The organism is Sarcina ventriculi (genome assembly GCF_900456775.1).
GTDB lineage: Bacteria > Bacillota > Clostridia > Clostridiales > Clostridiaceae > Sarcina > Sarcina ventriculi.
This window is the reverse complement of sequence record NZ_UAUL01000009.1, coordinates 42,876-66,423: the sequence shown is the minus strand read 5'-3', so window position 1 is coordinate 66,423 and position 23,548 is coordinate 42,876. Positions and strand designations below refer to the sequence as shown.

The window sequence follows — 23,548 nt, the reverse complement described above, 5'->3', positions numbered from 1 at the left end:
TAAGGTTTTATTTTAAATAAACACATAGTTTAAAACAAGTCCATTTAAAACTTATCCTTCTCTAAAATACATTCACATAAATAAAAAAGCCTTTAAAAGGCTTTTTTATTATAACAAATTTTGATATGTTTGTCTAAAGTTATATTATCAATACAATAAGCTAGATTATTCTATATCAATACCAGCCATTTTCATTAAATATTTAGCATTTCTAGTTTTAGAAACACCTTGCCTTATTTTGTAATCAAACATTATTTTATTGTTTTTATAATATTCCTTAAAATAATAGTTTGATACAAAGTCATTATTTTTTTCCATATCACAAAGTTCTAAATCATGAGTTGATACAAGACCTAATGTATCGCCCTTTAAAAGTTGATTTATCAAAACCACAGCCCCTTCATGCCTATCTATTGAATTAGTTCCCTTAAATATCTCATCTAGCAAGAAAAATATTCTCTCATTTCTCTTTGTACCATCTACTATACCTTTTACTCTTAAGATTTCAGAATAAAAAGATGATATATTATTTTCTAAGTCATCACCAGTTCTCATACAAGTATAAATATTAAAAATAGGCACATTAAACTCTTTTGCAGGAACATTTAACCCTAAATAGCTTAATATCATATTGAAGCCAACTGTTCTTAAAAATGTACTTTTACCTGACATATTTGAACCTGTAATTAATAATACCCTAGTATTTTTATCCATATAAAAATCATTTCCAACAGCTTCATCTCCTAATAATGGATGAGTCAAGTCCTTTCCAGATAAAACACTGTCAGTAATGTTTGGTACTTCCCATAATGGATTATTAAACACCAATGTGCTTAAAGAGCTCATAGCTTCAAACTGTCCTAAACACTCCATATAAGCATTAAACTTATCCTTGTTTTTGTATTTCCATTTTTCTAATTTTTTTATCATTTGATAATCCCATAAAAATAAACAATTTAATATTATATAAAATGCATTATGCCTATCATAAAGCCATGAAGTTATCTTCTCAAGCTCTAACAAATCTTCACTAGCTAAAGAATTACTATCTTTAAAAATACTTTTTAATTTATTCAACTCACTAGATTTAAATTCTTCATTTTCTATTATTTTAATAGCCTTTACATAAGTTTTAATCTTATATTTTAAATCCTCAAAAATAATCAACCCTTTTTTTACATCACTATCAATAAACTTTAAAAGATAATACGATATCCCTAAAGTGACTAAAATATCTATCCACTCACCTATGCCAACTATAGTTAAAATTATTACTAATACATTTATTATTGGCATTCCTATTCTAATTAAATCAAAAAATTTTATATGTTTTTTATCATTCTCTTTTACCCAATCTCCTATAAAAGTTTCATCATTTTTATTTTTGTCACTTTTTAAAGTTGATGTTAACTCTTGTCTAAAATCAATTTTATCAGCAAGTTCCTTTAAAGAACTTTGCCTTTCTAAAATTTCTTCTCTCCTTGGAAGATTATTAAACATCATTAAATTTTTTAAAGATTCTCTACCGTAAGTTGTTTTAGTATTATTAACCCATTGAAATAAAGAATTCTTACCAAAAATATCTAAATCATTAATAAACGGATGCTTTAAGTCTAAATATTCCTCTCCTTTATCATCAAAGCTTTTCCATTTTCCATTTATTCTCTCTATTTCTTTCTTATTTAATTCTATAAATCCTTTAACCCTCTCTTTATTTATATATATTTTCTCATGAATTTTAACTAAAAATAAAAATAATATTATGTGAAGCACAAATAATACTATTCCAAAAAATAAATCTCTTCTTGTGTAACAAAAAACTTCAAAAAATATTGCACTTATTACAGTTAAAATTCTTAAAAGACTTATACTGTTATAGTTTCTGTTTAGTTTTTCTATTTCCAATTTCTTGGAACCAATTCTCTTATTATAAAAAGCTACCCTATCCTGCATAAACACCTCTTAAATTAACAATTCTTTTTAATCTTCAAATCTTAAATAAAGCTTATTACCCCTTATTTTTAACTTGTATAAATAGAAAGATTTTTAATAATCATCTCTCTTATTAAATACATTATCTTTATCTGCTTAGACTTTCATAAATAATATTTAAATTCTCTCTCATAGCTTCTAGATAAGTTAAATTTTGAGGTATACTCTCTAAGCTATGAATTTTAACAACTTTTACATTCGCTTCATTTGCTAAAGTTTCTGATAATCTTTTACTTGCAACCTCAGGCATAAATACAGTTGTTATATTATTTTCCTTACAAAAATTAACCAAATCCTTCAACATACTTGGAGTAATTTCTCCTTCCCCAAATAACTCCTCAATACTTACTTGATTTAGCCCAAAGTCCTTACAAAGATATCCAAAAGCTGTATGACTTGTTACAAAATTTTTATTTTCTAAACTATCAAATTTTTCCTTATATTCCGTATAAAGAGAATCTATTTTAGAAACAAACTCATTATAATTATCCTCGTAATAATTGCTATTTTCTAAATCTATGCTTTTAAGCGCATTTTTAATATTCAAACTTTGCACTTTACATTGAGTTAAACTAAGCCATATGTGAGGATCTACCTTTTTCTTTGTCATGCTTTCATTATAATTATCTATACTATTTCCATTTTCATCTATAACATCTACATTTTCAGATGTATTAATTACAACGACCTCCATATCTTTTATACTATCTACTACTTTATTTACCCATTCCTCCATCCCCAAACCATTATATAGAAATATTTGAGAATTATTTAAAGTAATTAAATCTTTACTTGTTGGTTCATAATCATGGGGATCAATACCATTTTTAATAATATTCTTAGTGATTATCCTATCTCCCCCTATAATTTGGGTTACTTCTCTTATAGGTTCTATAGATGTAACTACTTGTATTTTTTCTAAATCAGTATCAAAAGCAGTTTCTACTTTATTGCAACGAATAAAAAAAGTAGGAATGATTAAAACAATAGCCATCATTATTTTTTTTAACATTTTTCCTCCTTAAATAATTTAATGTTTATATAAAATTATTATACTATTTATATTGAAATAATCACCTTTTTTTAATTAAATTAACATAAAATAAATTTAATTTTAAATTCAAACAAAGAAAGACTATTAAAGAAAAATTTCTTTAATAGTCTCCTTTTTGAATGGTATTTGAATTTATAACCTTAATTTTCACCAATATCTATAATTATGATATTATAAAATATTTGGTGGTATATCCGTTTATGTTTTTATAATCAGCAAAAATTATATATTATAAATAATTTTTTATTTTATTATAAAAACTTTTGTTTATTTACAATCGCAATTTTGTAAATGTTGTTTAAACAACCTCTGCCTTTCGGACAAGAGCGCAGACTATATCATTACCTTTCATTAATTATTAATGTTTTAGGTACTCTCCACTTCCATCACCCATACTTGTGATGTACTCCTTTTTAAGGATAGTCGTTGAGCTTTCTCCTATTCGGAGCTTAGTTGCTGATTATCCATTATAATAATACTTAGGATTTAACCATATATTATCTAACTAATTTTTTCTACTTTCGTAACTTTCACACTCACCCTTATTTCATGGTCATGTTGTAGTTTAGTTAGCTTTAGGAACTTCCAGCAATTCAAAGAGTTTAGATGAAATTAAAATTTCATCGTTCCATGCTCTTTACAAACATGGGAGGTATTAATCACCCCTACGGTCATTTCATCCTCTTTCACAGAATTTTTCATCTGTATAACACTTTTTAGGTTATTTTAAGTGGCTTTCGTATTCTTCTACCATTCTTTTAACCATTTCGCCACCCACGGAACCGCATTGTCTAGCGGTTAAATCACCATTATAATCTGAAAATGGTACTCCTAACTCTCTAGCTACCTCTGTTTTAAATGTCTTTAATCCATTTTTTGCTTCGGGAACTAATGCTTTTGACATAACAAATTCCTCCTTTGGCCTTGGTATTTTTATCTTATAACAAAAATATTTTATTAAATAAATTTAAGATTATTGTCTTTTTATTTAATTAATATCTTATCTTTGCTACACTATTATATTACCCATTATTTTTTTTTATATTACAGGTAATTTTTTCTATTATAATTATCAATTAAATATCAATTATAAATTTTTTAATACTAAATCATTAAATAAAATATAATTTTACAAAAAAATAAACTAGAAAAATAAATTTTCTAGTTTATTGGCAGGGGCAGTAGGATTTGAACCCACAACCAATGGTTTTGGAGACCACTACTCTACCGTTGAGCCATACCCCTATGATAGTTTTTTATATTTGATTTTAAATGGCAGGGGCAGTAGGATTTGAACCCACAACCAATGGTTTTGGAGACCACTACTCTACCGTTGAGCCATACCCCTAAGCACATTATGTATTATATAATAAAGTTAGATTTTTTACAATACTTTTTAATAAATATTATTTTAAAATTATTTTTGATTATACTTAATACATTTTGCATTTAACTCTATACACATCTTTTCTTTTCTTTAAAACTTGGATAAAATATTAAATAAGACCTTATTTTTAAAAGGAGAATTTTTATGGAATTTATAGTAACTAGTGTTGAAGAAACATTTAATATAGGAAAACAGATTGGTAATCTTGTAAATCCCGGTGATATAATATGTTTAACTGGAGATTTAGGAACTGGCAAAACTCATATAAGTAAAGGAATTGCTCTTGGTCTTGGAATAAAAGAACATATAACAAGCCCAACTTTTAATATAGTTAATGAATATTCAAGCGGAAGACTTGGTTTAAATCACTTTGATGTATATAGGATAAATGATCCAGATGAAATATACGCAATTGGTTTTGATGAGTATATATTTAGTGACAGAGTAAGTCTTATTGAATGGGCAAATTATATAGAAGATTTGATTCCATCAGAGTATCTTTATATAAATATAAAAAAGATTCCTGAAAAAGGAGAAAATTTTAGAAAAATAATTATTACTAGTTTCGGGGATAGATATAATTACATAAAGGAGATTAAAAAATGTTAGTTTTAAGTGTAGATTCATCTTATAGTACTGCAACTTGTGCTTTAATTAAAGATGATAAAATTTTAGCTGAAATAAATTTAAATGATAAAAAGCAACATTCTGTTATACTTATGCGTTTAATAGATTCTATTTTAAAAGAATATGAAATAGATATTAATGATATTGATGCTTTTATAATCAGTAGAGGTCCTGGTTCATTTACCGGTCTTAGAATTGGTATGGCTACTTTAAAGGGTTTAGCTTTTGCATCTAAAAAGCCTTTAATTTCTGTATCTACATTAGATGCTTTAGCTTATAATTCTATATCATTCCAAGGAATAATTTGTCCTATAATGGATGCTCTTAGAGATAATATATATACTTGTCTTTATAAAAATGAAAATAATAACTTAACACCTTTAATTAAAGAACAATGCTTAAACATAAATGAGTTAGTAACTATTTTAAAAGAGCAAACTTTACCTATAATTTTTGTTGGAGATGGAGTAGCTAAACATAAAGAATTTTTACAAGAAAACATTCCAAACAGCTTCTTTGCACCAAATCATAGTAATTTTCCTAAAGCTTCTTCTGTTGGAGAACTTGGAATTAAAAAAATTAATGATGGGATTATAGAAAATATTGATTCTATTAATCCTATTTACCTTAGAAAATCTCAAGCTGAAAGAGAATATGAAAAAAGAATGGAGATTTAAACCTATGGATGTAGATATAGTTCCTATGGAACTTTGCCATATTGATTCTGTTGTTAAAATAAGCGAGGAAAGTTTTCCTGTTTCTTGGAGCAAAGAATCTTATATAAATGAAGTTAAAAATCCATTAGCACATTATTTAGTAGCTATTTTTAATAACAAGATTGTAGGATTTATTGGTGTTTGGATAGTAATTGGAGAAGCTAACATAACCAATATTGCAGTATCTAAAGATTTTAGAGGGCACGGTTTTGCAAATTTATTAATGAATACCGCGCTAAATCTATGCAAAAAAAACAATGTAATAGACATCAATTTAGAAGTTCGAGCTTCAAATATAAAGGCTCAAAACCTTTATAAAAAGTTTGGCTTTATTGAAGAAGGAATTAGAAAAAAATACTACGAAGATAATAAAGAAGACGCTATCCTTATGTGGATGCATAACCTTTAATCTTAAAAAAGCTGTATCAAAATCTGATACAGCTTTTATTTTTTATATGCTTTCTCTTTTAAAAACTTTTCCTACTAATCTTCTATATAGTAAAAATGTTACAACAGACGCTATAATAGCTTTTATTCCATTAAACGGAACAAGCCCAATTAATATATAATCAACAAGCTCAGCACCAACTAAATGCATACCGTAAAGAGGTAATAAAAGATATATATTGGCTAATATTCCCACAACTTGCATACATATAGCACCAATTATCATACCTATTACTGCACTTTTTGCACTATTCCACTTTCTATATATAACAGCTGATGGAACCACTAAAGATATTCCTATTAGAATATTTGCAATTTCTCCAACAAAAGCTGATTGTGTTCCTTTAACTAATACTATTAAAATATTTTTTACTATTTCTATAATTATTCCTGCCATTGGTCCAAATGCAAATGCCCCCATAAGAGCTGGTACATCACTTAAATCAATTTTTAACCATGGAAATGGAGTTATAGGAAATTCAATATACATTAAAACTAATGCTATCGCACACAATAGTGCTATTTTCATAAATTTGTTCAAATCTTTTTTTTGCCCCATAATTTTCCCCTTATAATATTATTCTTTTTCGGAGCTTTATCACAATTATTCTATTTGCACTTAAATTATTTTTAAAATTTAAAATCCCCGATGAATAAATCATCGGGGTTACTGATATCATTACAATAAGAATATATTTATGACACATCTTCTCTCATCCAGACTTTAACTGTCGGCTTTGGAATTTCACCAAATCTGCTACTAAAAGCTTGCGGGCTATAACCGCCGGTGAGGATTTACACCTCGCCCCGAAGATTCTATTTATTTACACTATTAATCTTATCAATATTGCAGTTTAATGTCAATATTTTATCGTAATGTTTTTTTAAACATCTTTCATAGAAAGTGATATTCTCTTTCTTTTTTCATCTATTTCTAATATCTTGACCCTTACAATATCTCCAACCTTTACTATATCTAATGGATGTTTTACAAATTTATTTGCCATTTGACTTTTATGAACTAAGCCATCTTGATGAATTCCTATATCTATAAAGGCTCCAAAATCCGAAACATTTCTTACAGTTCCCATAAGAAGTATATCTTTCTTTAAATCTTTTATATTTATAACACCTGATTTTAAAATAGGTTTTGGAAGTTCTTCTCTTGGATCCCTTCCTGGTTTTTTTAATTCTTTTATTATATCTTTTAACATAAGAATTTCCACACTCAACTCATCAGCTAATTTATTAATACCAATAATCTTTATCTTTTCATCAATATCTTTTAATTTTCCAAGTTTCAAATCTCTTTTATCATATCCTAAAATTTCTATTAATTTTTTAGCAACCTCATAAGATTCTGGATGAACAGATGTATTATCCAAAACTTCATCGCTTTCTGAAACTCTTAAAAATCCAGCACATTGCTCATATACTTTTTTTCCTAATCTTTTTACTTTTAAAAGTTCTTTTCTATTTGCAAACTTTCCATTTTCTTCTCTAAAATTCACTATATTTTTAGCTATTGTTCCGTTTATTCCAGCTATATAACTTAAAAGAGATGGGGTCGCTATATTTAAATCTACTCCCACGTTATTAACACAATCCTCAACTACACCTTTTAGGGATTCATCTAATTTTTTAGAACTCACATCATGTTGATATTGTCCAACTCCTATAGCTTTTGGATCTATTTTAACAAGTTCAACTAATGGATCTTGAAGTCTTCTACCTATAGATATTGCACCTCTAACTGTAACATCTAAGTTAGGATATTCCTTATTTGCAAGTTCTGATGCTGAATAAACAGATGCCCCAGCTTCTGATACAATTACATAATATAAATCCTTTCCTTTTTCCTCTTTAACCTCTTTAATAAGCCTTTCAATAACATCTTCTGACTCTCTTGAAGCCGTTCCATTTCCTAAAGATATAACATCTACATCGTATTTATAAATTAACTCTTTTAAAATTCTTATACTTCCATCTATATCATTTTTAGGCATTGTTGGATACACCGTTGCATTTTCAATAAATTTCCCTGTATCATCTAAAACTGCAATCTTGCATCCTGTTCTAAACCCTGGATCAAAACCAATTACAACTTTGCCTTTTATAGGTGCTTGCATTAAAAGTGACTTTAAATTCGCCTTAAATATACCAATTGCACTGTCTTCCCCTCTAGATGTCAATTCAAATCTAATTTCTCTTTCTATCGAAGGATAAATAAGCCTTTTAAAAGAATCCCTCACCGATTTTTTTAAATATTCATCAGTTACTTCATTATTTTTTAAAATATTTTTCTCTAAATAATTAATTACTCTTTCATCATTAAAATTTAATTTAACTTGAAGTACCTGTTCTTTTTCTCCTCTGTTTATAGCTAAAATCCTATGAAATGGAATAGATTTTATAGGCTCTTTATATTCATAATACATTTCATAATTATTTCTATCATCACTTTTTCCAATAGTTTCTATGCTTCCTTTTTCTTTTATAAACTCCCTTATCCATTTCCTAAAGTTTGCATCATCAGATATTATTTCACTTATTATATCCATAGCCCCCTTTAAAGCATCCTCTTCTGACAAAACCTCCTTTTCCTTACTTATATATTTAGAAGCTTCACTATTTAAGTTACCTGAAAAAGTACCTTCCAATATAACTTGTGCTAGAGGCTTTAATCCTTTTTCAGTAGCAATTATAGCCCTTATTCTTTTTTTAGGCTTAAAAGGTCTATATATATCCTCAACCTCTGTTAAATTTTTGCACTGTATAATTTTATTTTTTAAATCTTGAGTTAAATTTCCTTGCTCTTTTATAAGCCTAATAACATCTTCTTTTTTATTTTCTAATCCTCTTAAATAAGTAAGTCTCTCAAAAAATATTCTTAATATCTCATCACTTAATCCTCCTGTTTTTTCTTTTCTATATCTAGCTATAAAAGGCACAGTATTTCCATCATCCAATAATTCTACAACACTTTTAACTTGTTTTTCAGATATATTAAGCTCTTTAGCCAAAATTTCATTTATACTTTGCATAACTTTTTCTCCTTCCCATTTTGTAACAATAATATTATATTACGTATTTTATCAAAAACAAATATTAACAAAAACAGAATAATTATATCATGCAAATCATAATTATAATTATCAACTTATAGGAGTCATATTATGAAAAATATAAAATTTAACTTAACTAAATTTTTATTTATTCTTACATTCTTTGTGTTTCATGTATCCATACTTTCTAGATTTAACATAAACGAATTCAATATATCTAATGTAATTAGTAGTATAAAATATTTAACATCTGATGAACTTGAAGGGAGATTATGTGGAGAAGAAGGAAATATCCTCGCTCAAAAATATATTTTAAATAAATTTAAAGAAAACTCACTACTTCCATATAATTTAAAATATCTTCAAGATTTTAATGTTTTTTACCCTAAAAAAATTGAAGGTCAGCCTTATTTAACAATTACAAATAAGTCTAACAATATAATAAAAAACTTTGAATATAATAGAGATTTTAAAGATACTTTTTTAAATTTTAGAGCTAATAATATATCATTTTCCAAAGAAGATACAGTATCATTTAACTCTTCCGCTTTAGCTGTAAAAACATCCACAGGTGAAAAAGTAGTTTTTATATCAACTTCTATGGATAACTTTGATTTTAGAAGCTCTTTCGACTATAATTCTACATTTGATTTATATGTAAATGTATCACCTAAAACCTTTGAAGAAATTAAAGTTGCTTATGAAAATGAGTATAACATAAATTGCTTCTTTCCATATATAGCTGAAGAAACTACTGTAAATAATGTCGTTGGCGTTATAAAAGGTTCTAATTCATCATTATCACCTCTTGTTTTAACAGCTCACTTTGATCATTTAGGAGTAGATTTAGATGGAAATATTTATAGAGGCGCATTAGATAATGCATCAGGAATTTCTTTTTTATTAGAACTTGCATCTTTTTTAAGTTCACTTCCAACACCAGATAGAGACATAATTTTTGTTGCTTTAAACGCTGAAGAATTTGGACTTTTAGGTTCAAGTAGTTTTGCTAATGAAAATAAAAATACATTACAAGATGCTAAAGTTATAAATTTTGATATGATAGGTAGTGATGATGGAATTCCAATTACCCTTATGACTGGAGAAAATGAAGAATTTAAAAGTGGACTTTTAGATAGTTTAATAAATTACTGTAAAAATAACAAAATAGCTTATTTAATTGAAAATAAAGATTCGTCTGACCATGCAAGCTTTTTAAATAATGGAATTGATTCAGTTACAATAAATGATGGAGATGTATCTAAAATTCACACAAAATATGATACTTTAGAATATATAAGTGAAAGTGCTATAAACAGAGCATTTTTAGTTGCTATATCACAAATATATAATTATGCATACAATCCTCTAACTCTCTTACTTTTAGAAAATACTTCATTAATTATATTAGGTTTAATTTTATTTCTTTTATTTATCATTTTACTTATGATAGACGATAAAAATGCAAAAAAAGTTAAATAATCTACAAATTAATATATAAACAAAGTTGATTTTAGTTAATTTTAAAAGATATTTCATTGCATTAATACTAATAAAAATATTTTTTAATATTTATCTAAAATCAACATATTTTAATACTAAAAATTAAATTTATAATTTTCTCTAATTATTTAGTTAAAAAACTTATTATAAATTGGTCTATATCTCCATCCATAACTCCATTAACATTTGATATTTCAACACCTGTCCTATGATCTTTAACTAAAGAATAAGGATGAAACACATAACTTCTTATCTGACTTCCCCACCCCATATCTTTAAGTTCTCCTGTTAAATCTTCTATTTTATCCTTATGAGCTCTTTCTTTTAATTCTATAAGCTTAGACTTTAACATAGCCATAGCAGTATCTCTATTTGAAAACTGACTTCTTTCATTTTGACATTGAACAACTATTCCAGTAGGTAGATGTGTTATTCTAACTGCTGATTCAGTCTTATTTACATGCTGTCCACCAGCACCACCTGCCCTAAACGTATCTATCTTTAAGTCTGATGGATTTATCTCTATATCTTGATTTTTTGTAAGCTCTGGTAAAATCTCTACAGATGCAAATGAAGTCTGCCTTTTTCCATTTGCATTAAAAGGAGATATTCTAACTAGTCTATGAATACCCTTCTCAGCTTTTAAATATCCATAAGCAAATTCTCCCTTTATAGATAAAGTTACACTTTTAACTCCTGCTTCATCTCCTGGAAGATATTCTAAAGTTTTTACAGCGTATCCCTTCTTTTCACACCATCTTGTATACATCCTTAAAAGCATATATGTCCAATCATTTGCATCACTTCCACCAACTCCTGTATGAAGTGTTAGTATAGCATCATTTCTATCATACTCACCTGATAACAAAATCTCTATTTTAAATTCTTCTACTTGCTTTTCAATAGACTTTATCTCTGATATGATTTCTTTAATACTATCCATATCATCTTGCTCTATCATATCTTTTAAAACTTCAACATCTTCTAAAGATTTTTCTAAGCCTTCTATTTTACTTATTTTATCCTTTAATCTCTTAGATTTTTGAGTTATTTCTTGTGCTTTATCTATATCATTCCAAAAGTTTGACTCTTGCATTTTAAGTTCTAATTCATCACTTTGCTTTTTTAATCCTTCTAAGTCAAAGTGAATTCCCCATTTCTCTAACTTCTTTTCTTAAACCCACAATCTTTCCTAATTGGTTTTCTAATTCTATAATCACCAAAACTCACTCCTAACAAAATAATATATTTTATAGTATATCACTTTTACTTTTATTTCTACAAATATAAAACTAACACTTTTAAGATAAAACTTAAACTGCCCTAGATATACCTAAGGCAGTCACATATCTTATCCTATTTATTCTTTTCCACAACAAGATTTATATTTTTTACCACTTCCACAAGGACATGGATCATTTCTTCCAATTTTTATATCATTTCTAACTGGCTGTTGTTTTTGTTCTTCTTTATTATTTTGCCCATGAACAGCAGCTGTCTTTGTACTTCCTATAACAGACTCTCTTTGTGGTGTTTCAACTTCTATCTTAGTATGGAAAAGTATTCTTACCGTATCAACCTTTATACTATGAATCATATCTTCAAACATATTACTTCCTTCTATTTGATATGCTTGAGTTGGATCTTGTTGCCTATAAGCTCTAAGACCTATACCTTGTTTTAAATGATCCATGCTATCTATATGATCCATCCATTTTGTATCAACTACTCTTAAAAGAATTACCCTTTCAATCTCTCTTATTTTTTCATCACCTATATTGATTTCCTTTTCCTCGTATAACTTTATAGCTATATCATATAACTTTTCTTTTATATCATCACTCTCTAAGCCTTTAATATCTTTTGCAGATATACTACCTTGAGGAAGATATATATCCTGAAGGTATAATATTAATGCATCTATTTCCTTATCATAATCACCTTGAGTTACATTATTAAGATGTGAATCAACAGCACTATCTATCACATATTCTATCATATCTCTAATTTGCTCTTTTAAATTCATGCCTTCTAAAACTTCTGATCTTTGCTTATAAATAATCTCTCTTTGCTTATTCATAACATCATCATAACCTAAAAGAGTTTTTCTTACATCAAAATTATTTCCTTCAACCTTTTTTTGAGCATTTTCTATAGATTTACTTACCATTTTACTCTCTATAGCTTCTGTATCTTTAAGACCTAATCTCTCTACAACGCCTTGCAATTTATCAGAACCAAATATTCTCATCAAATCATCTTCTAAAGATATATAAAACCTTGATTCTCCTGGATCTCCTTGACGTCCTGAACGTCCTCTAAGCTGATTATCTATTCTTCTAGACTCATGCCTTTCAGTTCCTATTATTTTAAGACCACCAACTTCACGAACACCATCTGCTAATTTTATATCAGTACCTCTACCAGCCATATTTGTTGCAATTGTTATATTTCCAAGTTCTCCTGCACGAGATACTATTTCAGCTTCCTGTTCATGATATTTAGCATTTAATACTTTATGTGGTACACCTTTTCTTTTTAAAAGATGTGATATATATTCAGACTTTTCAATACTCGTTGTACCAACCAAAACTGGTTGACCACTTTTATGAGTTTCTATTATCTCATCAACTATAGCTTGATATTTACCCTTAGCACTTTTATAAACTAAATCTGGTTTATCCATTCTTTGTATTGGTCTATGAGTTTGAACAACTATAACATCTAATCCATAAATTTCTCTAAACTCTGTTTCTTCAGTTAACGCAGTACCTGTCATTCCTGCTAACGTTTCATACATTCTAAAGTAATTTTGAAATGTTATTGTTGCTAGAGTTTTCGACTCTCTTTGAACTTTAACCCCTTCTTTAGCCTCAATAGCTTGATGAAGTCCATCTGAATATCTTCTTCCTTCCATAAGTCTTCCTGTAAATTCATCAACTATAACTATTTGATTATCTTTTACCATGTAATCTTTATCTCTTTTCATCATAAAATTAGCTTTTAAAGCTTGAGTTACATGGTGTTGAAGTTCTATATGAGCTAAATCTGCATAGTTATCTATCTTGAAAGCTTTTTCAGCCTTTTCAACTCCCATATCTGTAAGCATAACAGCATGAGCCTTTTCATCTATTGTATAATCTTCTTCCTCTTTTAATTTTTTAACAAAAAAATCTGCTATTTTATAAAGTTCAGTTGATTTATCACCAGCTCCTGATATTATAAGAGGAGTTCTAGCCTCATCTATAAGAATAGAATCAACTTCATCTACAATACAAAAATTAAGAGGTCTTTGAACCCTTTCCTCTTTATAAATAACCATATTATCTCTTAAATAATCAAAACCAAACTCATTATTAGTTCCATAGGTAATATCTGCTGCATATGATTCTCTTCTTTGGTCGTTATTAAGTTCATGAACTATAACCCCAGTTTTAAGTCCTAAAAACTCATAAAGTTTTCCCATTTCTTCTTTATCTCTTTTAGCAAGGTAATCATTAACAGTTACAATGTGGACACCCTTTCCTGATATACCATTTAAATATGCTGGAAGTGTCGCAACTAATGTTTTACCTTCTCCTGTTTTCATCTCTGCAATTCTTCCTTGATGAAGAACAACTCCTCCAATTAACTGCTCCCTATAATGTTTTTTACCTAAAACCCTTGTTGATGCTTCTCTACAAACTGCAAAAGCTTCTGGCAAAATATCATCTAAATCTTCTCCATTATTATATCTATTTCTAAATTCAAATGTTTTATCTTTTAACTGTTGGTCAGAAAGCTTTTCCATCTCTGCACCTAATTTATCTATCTCATTAATTATAGGTATTATTCTTTTTACTTCTCTATCGCTATAACTGCCAAACATTTTATCAAGCATTCCCATAGTTCATACCTCATTCTTTATACATTTTTTGTAATTATATTCATAATATCAATTTATTAACATAATTATCTTACTGAATACATTAATTATATCATTTAATATTATATTTTTTCAAGAAATCTAAAATAATCTATTAATAACACTTTACATAAAATATTTTTATATTAGATTAAAAAATGTTTTCCAGTTTAATCAATAGTTACTAAAATAAATAAAAGAGGATATGTAATACATATCCTCTTTTATTTATTTTATATTATCAGGTTCTATCAAACCATAATTTCCATCTTTCCTCTTATATACAACATTTAATTCATCAGTTTCAGCATTTTTAAATACAAAAAAATCATGACTTATTAATTCCATTTGAAGCACTGCTTCATCTTTTAGCATAGGCTTCATATCAAATTTTTTGCTCTTAACTATCTTTGCATCATCTTTTTCATCTTCAATTTTAATTTCACTAGGAATTGAAAACTTTAATGAATTAAATTTATTTTTCTTTAAAAGTTTTGTTTTTTGTTTTCTAATTTGTCCTTCTAATTTATCTTCAACTAAGTCTATAGATTTATACATATCATCAGTAGACTCTTCACCTCTTAAATATATTCCATTAAAGGGAATCATAACTTCTACAATTTGATTATTTCTAACTACACTTAATGTAGCTTTTGCCTCAACATCACCATCAAAATACTTACTTAACTTTGAAATTTTTTTCTCAACTGTGCTTTTTAATGCATCTGTTAATTCAATATTTTTAGCGTATACTGTTACTTTCATGTTATCAGCCCCCTTCTAAGACCTAGTTAATAAATATTTATTAACTACACTTATATTATACTTCATTGAAAACGGTTATTCAAGTTTTTTATAAAAAAAAGAAGATTGGAATACAATCTTCTTTTTAAACTAGTTGACCTGGTCTTTGACCCCACACTCGCCTACTGGAGCTTTTGCTACCCGGACTTAACCTCTCACTACTAACCCTCTCAGTTTAAATACTGGTAGGACTTACTTCTAAGCCGCACCATGCTCATTAAAATCTTTGTTTAACTTACGTGGATCGTTTTGCCTGCGACTGGCATCGACTTTCAACCACAAACCTAGTTTATGCTTTATTATATCAAATTTCTTATTTACTGTCTAGATTTTAGAAATTTTAATTTAAATTTTTTGCAACAACTAATATTGTTAATTTTATATCTTTAATTTTTTTTAATTCTTTAATACATGCCTCTAAAGTAGCTCCTGTTGTAATAACATCATCTATAAGCAAAATTTTCTTTCCTTCTAATTTATCTCTTTTTATAAGTAAAAAAGCATTTTTTATGTTTTCTTTTCTTTCTTTAGCTGTTAAAAATTTTTGTTCTTTTATTTTATCTGCTTTTTTTAATAATTCTATACATGATATACCTGTATTCTTATATAAATATTTACCTAAAACCTCACATTGATTAAATCCTCTGTCTTTAAGTTTTCTATTACTACAGGGAACATATGTTATATAATCAAAATTTACATCTATATCTTGTAATTTATTTAAAAGCAATTTTCCCAAATAATTCCCTGAATCAAAATTGCTTTTATATTTAAAATCTAAGATGAGTTTTTTTATTGAATATCCATAATAAGCTACACTATAAACATTAATATCTATTATTTTGTTTACACTAGTGCAAAATTCTATTTTTTCTAAGCACTTTAAACAAAGACCTGTATTATCAATCTCAACATTGCAATCTAAACAATTATAGCATACTGGATAAACCACTGATAAAAAGCTATTTTTTAAATAATTAATTTTTCTTCTAATTAAATCTCCTCTTGACATATTATTTGGTTATAACTCCTAGCTATTTTTTTAGCTTGACTTACATTGTAGGTTTCTTTTTGACATAAAAGTAATACTTCTCTCACTAATTTATCGCTATTTAACTTGGCACAAGAAAATATTATTTTTTTACTATCAAAAATTTTCTCATCGCAAAAATAAAATATTAAATCAAACTCTTTTATATTATCAATATTGGACATACTATTATGAGTTATTATTATGTTTATTTTTTCTTTATTTATAATATTATTTAATATAAATCCACTATCCTTAATTATATTTATATTTTTACTAGCTCCAAAGACATAAATATAATAATTAAATATACTTGATGTATATATTTCATTTGGCGTATAAATTATTACGTTTCTTCTTTCTTTTATAAACCACTGAAAATAATCATAAAGAATCTTTGGCATTGAATTTAAAAAATTTAATCTACTTTTTATAATCCTAGGTTCTAAAAAATACTTCTTATTATTTATCCCTGCTAAATTAATACTTGCCTCTTTTTTTAATATATATTCAAAAGAACACAAAATAATCTTACTACATCTTTTCATCAAAAAAGATATATATTCTATAATTTCTATATCTCTCTTTTCAGAATAAAAACTTACATCATCTAAAATTATTAAGTCATAAAATTTATTTATACTATATAATGTATCAAATGTTATATACTCGACACCCTCATTATATTTAAATTTAAAAACATCAAAAAATTTTTTTATATATAATATTTTTTTATTTTTTAATAGATAATCATCTATTAAATCATTCAATATAACCAAGTTATCATAAGGTCTAAAAACAATATTTATTACCTTAGAGGTGTTATCTCTACACCAAAGATTAAATTTTTTAATATTATCATCATATAGTGACCTCATGTCGCCTCCATTATCTTATATTATTTAAAAGCGTTATCCGCTATTATTTCTTCAATCCTAAATTTTAATGATGAATACCTCTCCATACTTTTATTATTATTCACCATATAATTCAATGATTTTATATCACCATTTATAACCACCATTTCTTTTGCTCTTGTTATTCCTGTATACAGTAAATTTCTATTCATAAGAAGTGGAGCTCCCATATAACTTGGCATTACAACAACTTTAAATTCACTACCTTGACTTTTATGTATTGTTATTGCATAAGCTAACTCTAATTCATCCAAATATATAAAATCATATACAACTAATCTCTCATCATCATATATTACAAATATTTGCTTTTCTTCTAAGTCTATTTTTTCTATAAAGCCCATATCACCATTAAAAACACCTGTTCCTCTAAGTTCTCCATTTCCAGAAACTCTTTCCCATTTAAGCTGATAATTATTTTTTATCTGCATTACTTTATCGCCTTCTCTAAAAATAAAATCCCTAAAAACCTTCTCATTCTTACTTTTACTCTTAGGATTTAAGACATCTTGAAGTTGTGAGTTTAAATTATTAACTCCAAGCACTCCTCTCCTCATAGGTGTTAATATTTGAATATCCCTTAACTTATCCCATTTTCTATTAAATTTAGGTAGCCTATAATTTACAAGTTGTTTCATAGTTTCTAAAATATTTTCTTGAACATTTTCTTTAAGGAAATAAAAATCACTATTTTTATCATTTAAAATTGGCATCTCTCCTTTATTAATTTTATGAGCATTTATAACTATCATGCTTTCTTTGCCTTGTCTATAAATTTCATCTAATCTCACAACTTTTGTAAAATCACTTTCTATTAAATCCCTCAAAACATTTCCAGGGCCAACTGATGGTAATTGATCTATATCCCCTACAATTATAAATCTTGTTCCACTTTTTATAGCTTTCAAAAGAGAATTCATAACAATTACATCTATCATTGAAGCTTCATCTATAATAATTACATCTGCCTTTAATGTAGTTTCATCTTCTAAAAATAATGCAAAATCCTTATCATCTCTAATTCCCATTTCAAGCATTCTATGTATCGTTTTAGCTTCCCTACCAGTAGATTCACTCATTCTTTTAGCAGCTCTTCCAGTTGGCGCTCCTAAAGCTACACTAAAACCACATTTCTCAAATATATCTATTATACATTTTATTATAGTTGTTTTACCAGTACCTGGACCTCCTGTTATTATTTCTATACCATTTTCAAAAGCACCTTCAATAGCCTCTTTTTGAACCTTTCCAAAATTAATATTATTTTTCTTTTCAAACTCTTTGATCAAATTTTCTACATTTTCATCTATTTGTTCAAAATCACTTATCGCTAAACTTAATATTTTATTGGTTATTCCAAGTTCACAGTAATAATACGGTATAGTAAAAACACCTTCAATTCCATATATTTTTTCAACCTTTATTTTATTATCTAAAGCACTATCTAAAATATTTTTTTCTATAATTTCTTTAGAAACCTGCAAAATCTCAATTGATTTTTCTATAAGTATATCCTTTGGCATATATGTATTTCCAGCCATACAAAATTCATTTATTATATACTGTATACCAGTTTGTATTCTAAAAGGTGATTCTATATCAATTCCTATTGATTTAGCTATTTTATCCGATATCTTAAAACCAATTCCTAAAATATCTTCACAAAGTTTATATGGATTTTCTTTAATTACATCAATGGCTATAACCCCATATTTTTTGTAAATTTTCATACATTGCTTTATTGTTAATCCATGACTTTGAAAAAATATGTATATATCCTTAAGTTCTTTTTGTTCTACATAAGATTCTTTTATAATCTTAAATTTTTTATTTCCTATACCATCTATATTTTTTAATTTATCTATATCGTTATCTAAGATTTCTAATGTTTTATCTCCAAATTTATTTACTATTTTCTTAGCAGTAATTGGTCCAATGCCATGTATTACCCCTGATGATAAATATTTTTCTATATCTTTTGAAGAACTTGGAATTATTTCCTCACAAATTTCAACCTTGAACTCTTTTCCAAAACTAGGATGATTAATCCAAGTACCTGAAAGTTTTAATAATTGCCTTTCTCTTATATGAGGAATCTCTCCCACTATCGTATAAATAATATTATCATCTTTAATTTTAGCAATAGTATACCCATTTTCCTCACTTCTATAAACAATACTATCCACTGTACCACTTAATACTTCCATAACAGTTCTCCTACAAATATTTATTATCTTTAATCTATAATTAGTATATCATATTTTAATTTGTTTAAATTGCAATGATTTTATCAAAATATTTTTTATATGCTATTTTAATAAATAAATGAAGTTAAAAATTAATTGAAAAAATAAAAAATCTACTTTCCTTTATATGAAAATAAGCATTCTTGTAATTAAATTACAAGAATGCTTATTTAACATTTATATCTTAAAGATATTTTTTTATCTCTTCTACTTTGTTTAATTTTTCCCATGGAGCATCTATATCAGTTCTACCGAAATGTCCATAAGCTGCTGTTTGTCTGTATATAGGTCTTCTTAATTCTAAATCTTTTATTATAGCACCTGGTCTTAAGTCAAATATTTTTTCAACTATTTCAACTATCTTATCGTCTGATATTCTACCTGTTCCAAAAGTATCTACAACTATTGATACTGGCTTTGCAACACCAATTGCATAAGCTAATTGAATTTCTAATTTATCAGCAATCCCTGCAGCTACTAAGTTTTTAGCAACCCATCTTGCAGCGTATGCAGCTGATCTGTCAACCTTTGTTGGATCTTTTCCTGAGAAAGCTCCACCACCGTGTCTTCCATATCCACCATAAGTATCAACGATTATTTTTCTTCCTGTTAATCCGCTATCCCCTTGTGGTCCACCTATTACAAATCTTCCAGTTGGATTTATGTAATATTTTGTTTCACCGTCTAATAATTCTGCTGGTATAACAGCTTTTATTACATGTTCCATTAAATCTTCTCTTATTTGTTCTTGAGAAACTTCTGGTCCATGTTGTGTTGATATAACTATAGCATCTATTCTTACTGGTTTGTTATCTTCATATTCAACTGTAACTTGAGTTTTTCCATCTGGTCTTAAATAAGGTAAAGTACCATTTTTTCTAACTTCAGTTAATCTTCTTGATAATCTGTGAGCCATAGCTATTGGTGCAGGCATAAATTCTTCAGTTTCATTAGTCGCAAAACCAAACATCATACCTTGATCTCCAGCCCCTACAGCCTCAATATCATCTTTTTGACCTTCTCTTGATTCTAACGCTTCATCAACACCCATTGCTATATCATTTGATTGTTCGTCTATTGTTGTCATTACTGAACAAGTATCGCAATCAAAACCATATTTAGCTCTATCATATCCTATTTCTCTTATAGTTTCTCTTGCTACTTTAGGAATATCAACATAACAGTTAGTTGATATTTCTCCCATTATCATAACCATCCCTGTAGTTACTGTTGTTTCACAAGCAACTCTTGCTGTTGGATCTTGTGCTATTATAGCATCTAAAACTGCATCTGATATTTGGTCACAAATTTTATCTGGATGCCCTTCTGTTACTGATTCTGATGTAAATAATCTTCTCATAATTATGGGTTATATAAAATAACCTCTTTTTCACTCCTTTCTTAAATAGCCTTTTTAAATTTCTTAAAAAATTTAAAAATAAAAGCCTCAACTTAATTTAAGAAGAGACTTGAATTCACTAAGCTCCTCTTATCTTGCAATAAAACATTGCAGGAATTGGCACCTTGGTAAATCACTGGTTGCCGGGCTTCATAGGGCCTTTTCCCTCCACCTCTCTTGATAAGAGTTATATATACTCTAATATGTATATGCATTTAACTATGTAAATAGACACTATCTTCATAAAATATAGTGCCTATTATTTGGTGGAGGAAGATGGATTCGAACCATCGAAGTCACTGACAACAGATTTACAGTCTGCCCCCTTTGGCCACTCGGGAATTCCTCCACATCTGGAGCTGGCAATAGGAATCGAACCTACAACCTGCTGATTACAAGTCAGCTGCTCTACCGTTGAGCCATGCCAGCATATATTAAATTAATGGTGGTCACAACAGGAATCGAACCTGTGACCCTCTGCTTGTAAGGCAGATGCTCTCCCAGCTGAGCTATGCGACCTTATTATTTTTATTGGTGGAGGAAGATGGATTCGAACCATCGAAGTCACTGACAACAGATTTACAGTCTGCCCCCTTTGGCCACTCGGGAATTCCTCCACATTTTGGAGCTGGCAATAGGAATCGAACCTACAACCTGCTGATTACAAGTCAGCTGCTCTACCGTTGAGCCATGCCAGCATATATTAAGTTAATGGTGGTCACAACAGGGATCGAACCTGTGACCCTCTGCTTGTAAGGCAGATGCTCTCCCAGCTGAGCTATGCGACCTTATTGTTTTTATTGGTGGAGGAAGATGGATTCGAACCATCGAAGTCACTGACAACAGATTTACAGTCTGCCCCCTTTGGCCACTCGGGAATTCCTCCACATTTTTGGAGCTGGCAATAGGAATCGAACCTACAACCTGCTGATTACAAGTCAGCTGCTCTACCGTTGAGCCATGCCAGCGTAATTTTTTGTTTTTTCTCTTGAAACATCTCCAATCGACAAGACTTAGTATATATGTTATTTATGTTTATTTCAACCTTATTTTTAGGCCATTTTTTCTTTTTATTTTAAATTATTATCATTTTTCTCTTTATTTTTTCCGTTTAATATGTTTTTCTTCATTTTTCATTTATTTTATTTTCTATCATTTTTATATCTATATATGGATCCAAAATTAAAACTAATTCATCATACTGTTTTTTTGATAATTTATTTTTTAATAGCTCAAATATTTCAGTTGCAGCTAACACTTCATCATTCCTTTTGATATTATTTATAAGATTCCTATAATCATTTGCTGATAAACTATTTGCCATTTTCATTATTTTTAATTTATCAATACTTGATATTTTATTTATTATACTGTTTTTATCAGTTTTAAATACACTTTGTACAACTTCCTCTTCTGCCCTCTCTTCTTTATCTTTATCCGCAAGCATAATTTTCTGTGAATTTTCTTCGTCTATAACCTCTACATGTTCATTAGAAATGCTTGAAAATTCATCTTCCTCTAAAATATCTTCTTTTTTATTAGTTATATTTATCCCTTGATCAGCATTATTTTTAGAAATCTGATTATCTTTTTCACTTAATAAAGACTCCTCCTTATTTTTATTAAATGCTATATCTTTATCTAAATAATTTTCTTCGCTTTCTTCTATTTTCTCATCAATATAACTTTTAGGTTGCTTAATACTAAAACTAAACACCATAATTATTACACTAAAAAAAGTAGTAATAATTATTAAATATATTTCCTTTTTATTATTTTTCACATCTAATGTCTCCTTTAAAAATATAATTATTTATAATTCTTTTTAATACCTCTTGTTTTTATTTAATATTTTTTTTATTTATTTCATATAAATTTATGAGGGAGGTGACACTTTGAGCAAAATAAAAGTTAATTATAGTTCGCCATTATGTTATTACAATATAGCTAATTTTTTAAAAGATTACATTACTAATGACACTATCATAGTTTGTATAGGTACAGATAAATGTATCGGAGATGCACTTGGACCATTAGTTGGAACATTATTAGAAGAAGCTTTATTCCCTCTACCTATACTTGGCACTCTTGCTTCTCCAATACATGCTCTAAATTTAGATACTAGGTTAAAAGAAATATCTAATAACTATCCCACCGCTTCTATAATAGCAATTGATGCATGCTTAGGTGATGCAAATGCCATAGGCGAAATTCATACTAGAGATGAGCCTATCCATCCAGGAAAAGGTGTAGGTAAAACCCTCCAAAGCGTTGGCAATGCTTCTATAATAGGAATTGTTGACTCCTCGGATAGTTTGGAATTGTTTACTAATAGACCTATAAGATTAAATTTAATTATGGAAATGGCTAAGGTTATTCGAAATGGAATTATCCATGCATACCACCTTAAAAATTCTTTGTAATTAAAAATATAAACCTTACTTATCATAAAGAATT

Annotated in this window: 18 protein-coding genes, 10 tRNA genes and 2 riboswitches; of the genes, 5 read left to right on the top strand and 23 right to left on the bottom strand. The window is 27.8% G+C overall.

Going from position 1 to position 23,548, the window contains the following annotated elements; genetic code table 11:
* Window positions 1-165: 165 nt before the first annotated feature.
* The 5 genes from DR020_RS08570 to DR020_RS08550 form a co-directional block, all read right to left on the bottom strand.
* Window positions 166-1,953 carry a MutS family DNA mismatch repair protein gene (locus tag DR020_RS08570; protein ID WP_112365719.1) on the bottom strand — a complete coding sequence of 596 codons (1,788 nt, stop codon included), beginning with the start codon at window positions 1,951-1,953 and terminating at the stop codon, window positions 166-168.
* 127 nt (window positions 1,954-2,080) lie between these two features.
* A complete protein-coding gene (locus DR020_RS08565; protein WP_112365718.1) occupies window positions 2,081-3,004 on the bottom strand; it encodes a metal ABC transporter solute-binding protein, Zn/Mn family in 924 nt (307 codons plus the stop codon).
* Window positions 3,005-3,767: 763 nt separating this feature from the next.
* Window positions 3,768-3,950: an alpha/beta-type small acid-soluble spore protein gene (locus DR020_RS08560; RefSeq protein WP_055259508.1), complete on the bottom strand. Its 183-nt coding sequence runs from the start codon at window positions 3,948-3,950 to the stop codon at window positions 3,768-3,770.
* Between the two features lie 266 nt (window positions 3,951-4,216).
* Window positions 4,217-4,291, bottom strand: a tRNA-Trp gene (locus tag DR020_RS08555).
* 28 nt (window positions 4,292-4,319) lie between these two features.
* Window positions 4,320-4,394: transfer RNA gene (locus DR020_RS08550), tRNA-Trp, on the bottom strand.
* Between the two features lie 183 nt (window positions 4,395-4,577).
* Between DR020_RS08550 and tsaE the strand changes: the two genes are divergently transcribed.
* The 3 genes from tsaE to rimI are packed head-to-tail and all read left to right on the top strand — an operon-like array spanning window position 4,578 to window position 6,185.
* Complete coding sequence (gene tsaE, locus DR020_RS08545) at window positions 4,578-5,042, top strand: tRNA (adenosine(37)-N6)-threonylcarbamoyltransferase complex ATPase subunit type 1 TsaE (RefSeq protein WP_055259510.1); 465 nt, start codon at window positions 4,578-4,580, stop codon at window positions 5,040-5,042.
* Window positions 5,036-5,737 carry a tRNA (adenosine(37)-N6)-threonylcarbamoyltransferase complex dimerization subunit type 1 TsaB gene (gene tsaB, locus DR020_RS08540; RefSeq protein ID WP_112365717.1) on the top strand — a complete coding sequence of 234 codons (702 nt, stop codon included), beginning with the start codon at window positions 5,036-5,038 and terminating at the stop codon, window positions 5,735-5,737. The genes tsaE and tsaB overlap by 7 nt, the downstream gene beginning before the upstream one ends.
* On the top strand, window positions 5,715-6,185 hold the full coding sequence (rimI, locus tag DR020_RS08535; RefSeq protein ID WP_321523638.1) for a ribosomal protein S18-alanine N-acetyltransferase: 471 nt from the start codon (window positions 5,715-5,717) through the stop codon (window positions 6,183-6,185). Before tsaB ends, rimI begins: the two co-directional genes overlap by 23 nt.
* Before the next feature lie 42 nt (window positions 6,186-6,227).
* On the opposite strand, the gene DR020_RS08530 is transcribed toward rimI, so the two are convergent.
* A complete protein-coding gene (locus DR020_RS08530) occupies window positions 6,228-6,782 on the bottom strand; it encodes an ECF transporter S component (RefSeq protein WP_055259514.1) in 555 nt (184 codons plus the stop codon).
* Between the two features lie 142 nt (window positions 6,783-6,924).
* A riboswitch (FMN riboswitch) is annotated at window positions 6,925-7,042 on the bottom strand.
* A 65-nt stretch (window positions 7,043-7,107) separates the two neighbouring features.
* Window positions 7,108-9,267: a Tex family protein gene (locus tag DR020_RS08525; RefSeq protein WP_112365716.1), complete on the bottom strand. Its 2,160-nt coding sequence runs from the start codon at window positions 9,265-9,267 to the stop codon at window positions 7,108-7,110.
* A gap of 132 nt (window positions 9,268-9,399) precedes the next feature.
* On the opposite strand from DR020_RS08525, the gene DR020_RS08520 reads away from it, so the two are divergent.
* Window positions 9,400-10,770, top strand: a complete 1,371-nt coding sequence (locus DR020_RS08520; RefSeq protein WP_112365715.1) for a M28 family metallopeptidase — start codon at window positions 9,400-9,402, stop codon at window positions 10,768-10,770.
* A 145-nt stretch (window positions 10,771-10,915) separates the two neighbouring features.
* Here DR020_RS08520 and prfB read toward each other — a convergent pair.
* The 16 genes from prfB to DR020_RS08440 all read right to left on the bottom strand — a co-directional run bounded on the left by prfB (window position 10,916) and on the right by DR020_RS08440 (window position 22,874).
* Window positions 10,916-12,011 (bottom strand): peptide chain release factor 2 gene (gene prfB / locus DR020_RS08515; protein ID WP_207655893.1). Its coding sequence is split into 2 segments (ribosomal slippage): window positions 10,916-11,932 and window positions 11,934-12,011, totalling 1,095 coding nucleotides; the frame shifts between segments, so codons are not numbered across the junction.
* Window positions 12,012-12,151: 140 nt separating this feature from the next.
* Window positions 12,152-14,677: a preprotein translocase subunit SecA gene (gene secA, locus DR020_RS08510; RefSeq protein WP_112365714.1), complete on the bottom strand. Its 2,526-nt coding sequence runs from the start codon at window positions 14,675-14,677 to the stop codon at window positions 12,152-12,154.
* Window positions 14,678-14,923: 246 nt separating this feature from the next.
* A complete protein-coding gene (gene hpf / locus DR020_RS08505) occupies window positions 14,924-15,460 on the bottom strand; it encodes a ribosome hibernation-promoting factor, HPF/YfiA family (RefSeq protein ID WP_055259524.1) in 537 nt (178 codons plus the stop codon).
* Window positions 15,461-15,839: 379 nt separating this feature from the next.
* Window positions 15,840-16,511: a ComF family protein gene (locus DR020_RS08500; RefSeq protein ID WP_112365713.1), complete on the bottom strand. Its 672-nt coding sequence runs from the start codon at window positions 16,509-16,511 to the stop codon at window positions 15,840-15,842.
* Window positions 16,493-17,407, bottom strand: a complete 915-nt coding sequence (locus DR020_RS08495; RefSeq protein ID WP_112365712.1) for a hypothetical protein — start codon at window positions 17,405-17,407, stop codon at window positions 16,493-16,495. The genes DR020_RS08500 and DR020_RS08495 overlap by 19 nt, the downstream gene beginning before the upstream one ends.
* Window positions 17,408-17,427: 20 nt before the next feature.
* Window positions 17,428-19,653, bottom strand: a complete 2,226-nt coding sequence (gene recD2, locus DR020_RS08490) for an SF1B family DNA helicase RecD2 (RefSeq protein ID WP_055259529.1) — start codon at window positions 19,651-19,653, stop codon at window positions 17,428-17,430.
* A 223-nt stretch (window positions 19,654-19,876) separates the two neighbouring features.
* Entirely contained in the window at window positions 19,877-21,052 is a 1,176-nt protein-coding gene (gene metK / locus DR020_RS08485; protein ID WP_055259531.1) for a methionine adenosyltransferase, read from the bottom strand.
* A gap of 126 nt (window positions 21,053-21,178) precedes the next feature.
* Window positions 21,179-21,278: riboswitch (SAM riboswitch) on the bottom strand.
* Window positions 21,279-21,355: 77 nt separating this feature from the next.
* A tRNA-Tyr gene (locus DR020_RS08480) sits at window positions 21,356-21,440 on the bottom strand.
* 5 nt (window positions 21,441-21,445) lie between these two features.
* Window positions 21,446-21,520, bottom strand: a tRNA-Thr gene (locus DR020_RS08475).
* 14 nt (window positions 21,521-21,534) lie between these two features.
* A tRNA-Val gene (locus tag DR020_RS08470) sits at window positions 21,535-21,610 on the bottom strand.
* A 13-nt stretch (window positions 21,611-21,623) separates the two neighbouring features.
* A tRNA-Tyr gene (locus DR020_RS08465) sits at window positions 21,624-21,708 on the bottom strand.
* Window positions 21,709-21,714: 6 nt separating this feature from the next.
* A tRNA-Thr gene (locus DR020_RS08460) sits at window positions 21,715-21,789 on the bottom strand.
* 14 nt (window positions 21,790-21,803) lie between these two features.
* Window positions 21,804-21,879: transfer RNA gene (locus tag DR020_RS08455), tRNA-Val, on the bottom strand.
* A gap of 13 nt (window positions 21,880-21,892) precedes the next feature.
* Window positions 21,893-21,977 (bottom strand) — tRNA-Tyr (locus DR020_RS08450).
* Between the two features lie 7 nt (window positions 21,978-21,984).
* Window positions 21,985-22,059, bottom strand: a tRNA-Thr gene (locus tag DR020_RS08445).
* Window positions 22,060-22,217: 158 nt separating this feature from the next.
* A complete protein-coding gene (locus tag DR020_RS08440; protein WP_055259533.1) occupies window positions 22,218-22,874 on the bottom strand; it encodes a hypothetical protein in 657 nt (218 codons plus the stop codon).
* Window positions 22,875-22,986: 112 nt separating this feature from the next.
* Here DR020_RS08440 and yyaC point away from each other — a divergent pair, with 112 nt between their 5' ends.
* Window positions 22,987-23,514 carry a spore protease YyaC gene (yyaC, locus tag DR020_RS08435; protein ID WP_055259535.1) on the top strand — a complete coding sequence of 176 codons (528 nt, stop codon included), beginning with the start codon at window positions 22,987-22,989 and terminating at the stop codon, window positions 23,512-23,514.
* The last annotated feature ends 34 nt before the right edge of the window (window positions 23,515-23,548 follow it).

Bases quoted from the DNA above. Each gene is read 5' to 3' on its own strand.
- DR020_RS08570 (WP_112365719.1), bottom strand. From the start codon at position 1,953: ATGCAGGATAGGGTAGCTTTTTATAATAAGAGAATTGGTTCCAAGAAA.
- DR020_RS08565 (WP_112365718.1), bottom strand. From the start codon at position 3,004: ATGTTAAAAAAAATAATGATGGCTATTGTTTTAATCATTCCTACTTTT.
- DR020_RS08560 (WP_055259508.1), bottom strand. From the start codon at position 3,950: ATGTCAAAAGCATTAGTTCCCGAAGCAAAAAATGGATTAAAGACATTT.
- tsaE (WP_055259510.1), top strand. From the start codon at position 4,578: ATGGAATTTATAGTAACTAGTGTTGAAGAAACATTTAATATAGGAAAA.
- tsaB (WP_112365717.1), top strand. From the start codon at position 5,036: ATGTTAGTTTTAAGTGTAGATTCATCTTATAGTACTGCAACTTGTGCT.
- rimI (WP_321523638.1), top strand. From the start codon at position 5,715: ATGAAAAAAGAATGGAGATTTAAACCTATGGATGTAGATATAGTTCCT.
- DR020_RS08530 (WP_055259514.1), bottom strand. From the start codon at position 6,782: ATGGGGCAAAAAAAAGATTTGAACAAATTTATGAAAATAGCACTATTG.
- DR020_RS08525 (WP_112365716.1), bottom strand. From the start codon at position 9,267: ATGCAAAGTATAAATGAAATTTTGGCTAAAGAGCTTAATATATCTGAA.
- DR020_RS08520 (WP_112365715.1), top strand. From the start codon at position 9,400: ATGAAAAATATAAAATTTAACTTAACTAAATTTTTATTTATTCTTACA.
- secA (WP_112365714.1), bottom strand. From the start codon at position 14,677: ATGGGAATGCTTGATAAAATGTTTGGCAGTTATAGCGATAGAGAAGTA.
- hpf (WP_055259524.1), bottom strand. From the start codon at position 15,460: ATGAAAGTAACAGTATACGCTAAAAATATTGAATTAACAGATGCATTA.
- DR020_RS08500 (WP_112365713.1), bottom strand. From the start codon at position 16,511: ATGTCAAGAGGAGATTTAATTAGAAGAAAAATTAATTATTTAAAAAAT.
- DR020_RS08495 (WP_112365712.1), bottom strand. From the start codon at position 17,407: ATGAGGTCACTATATGATGATAATATTAAAAAATTTAATCTTTGGTGT.
- recD2 (WP_055259529.1), bottom strand. From the start codon at position 19,653: ATGGAAGTATTAAGTGGTACAGTGGATAGTATTGTTTATAGAAGTGAG.
- metK (WP_055259531.1), bottom strand. From the start codon at position 21,052: ATGAGAAGATTATTTACATCAGAATCAGTAACAGAAGGGCATCCAGAT.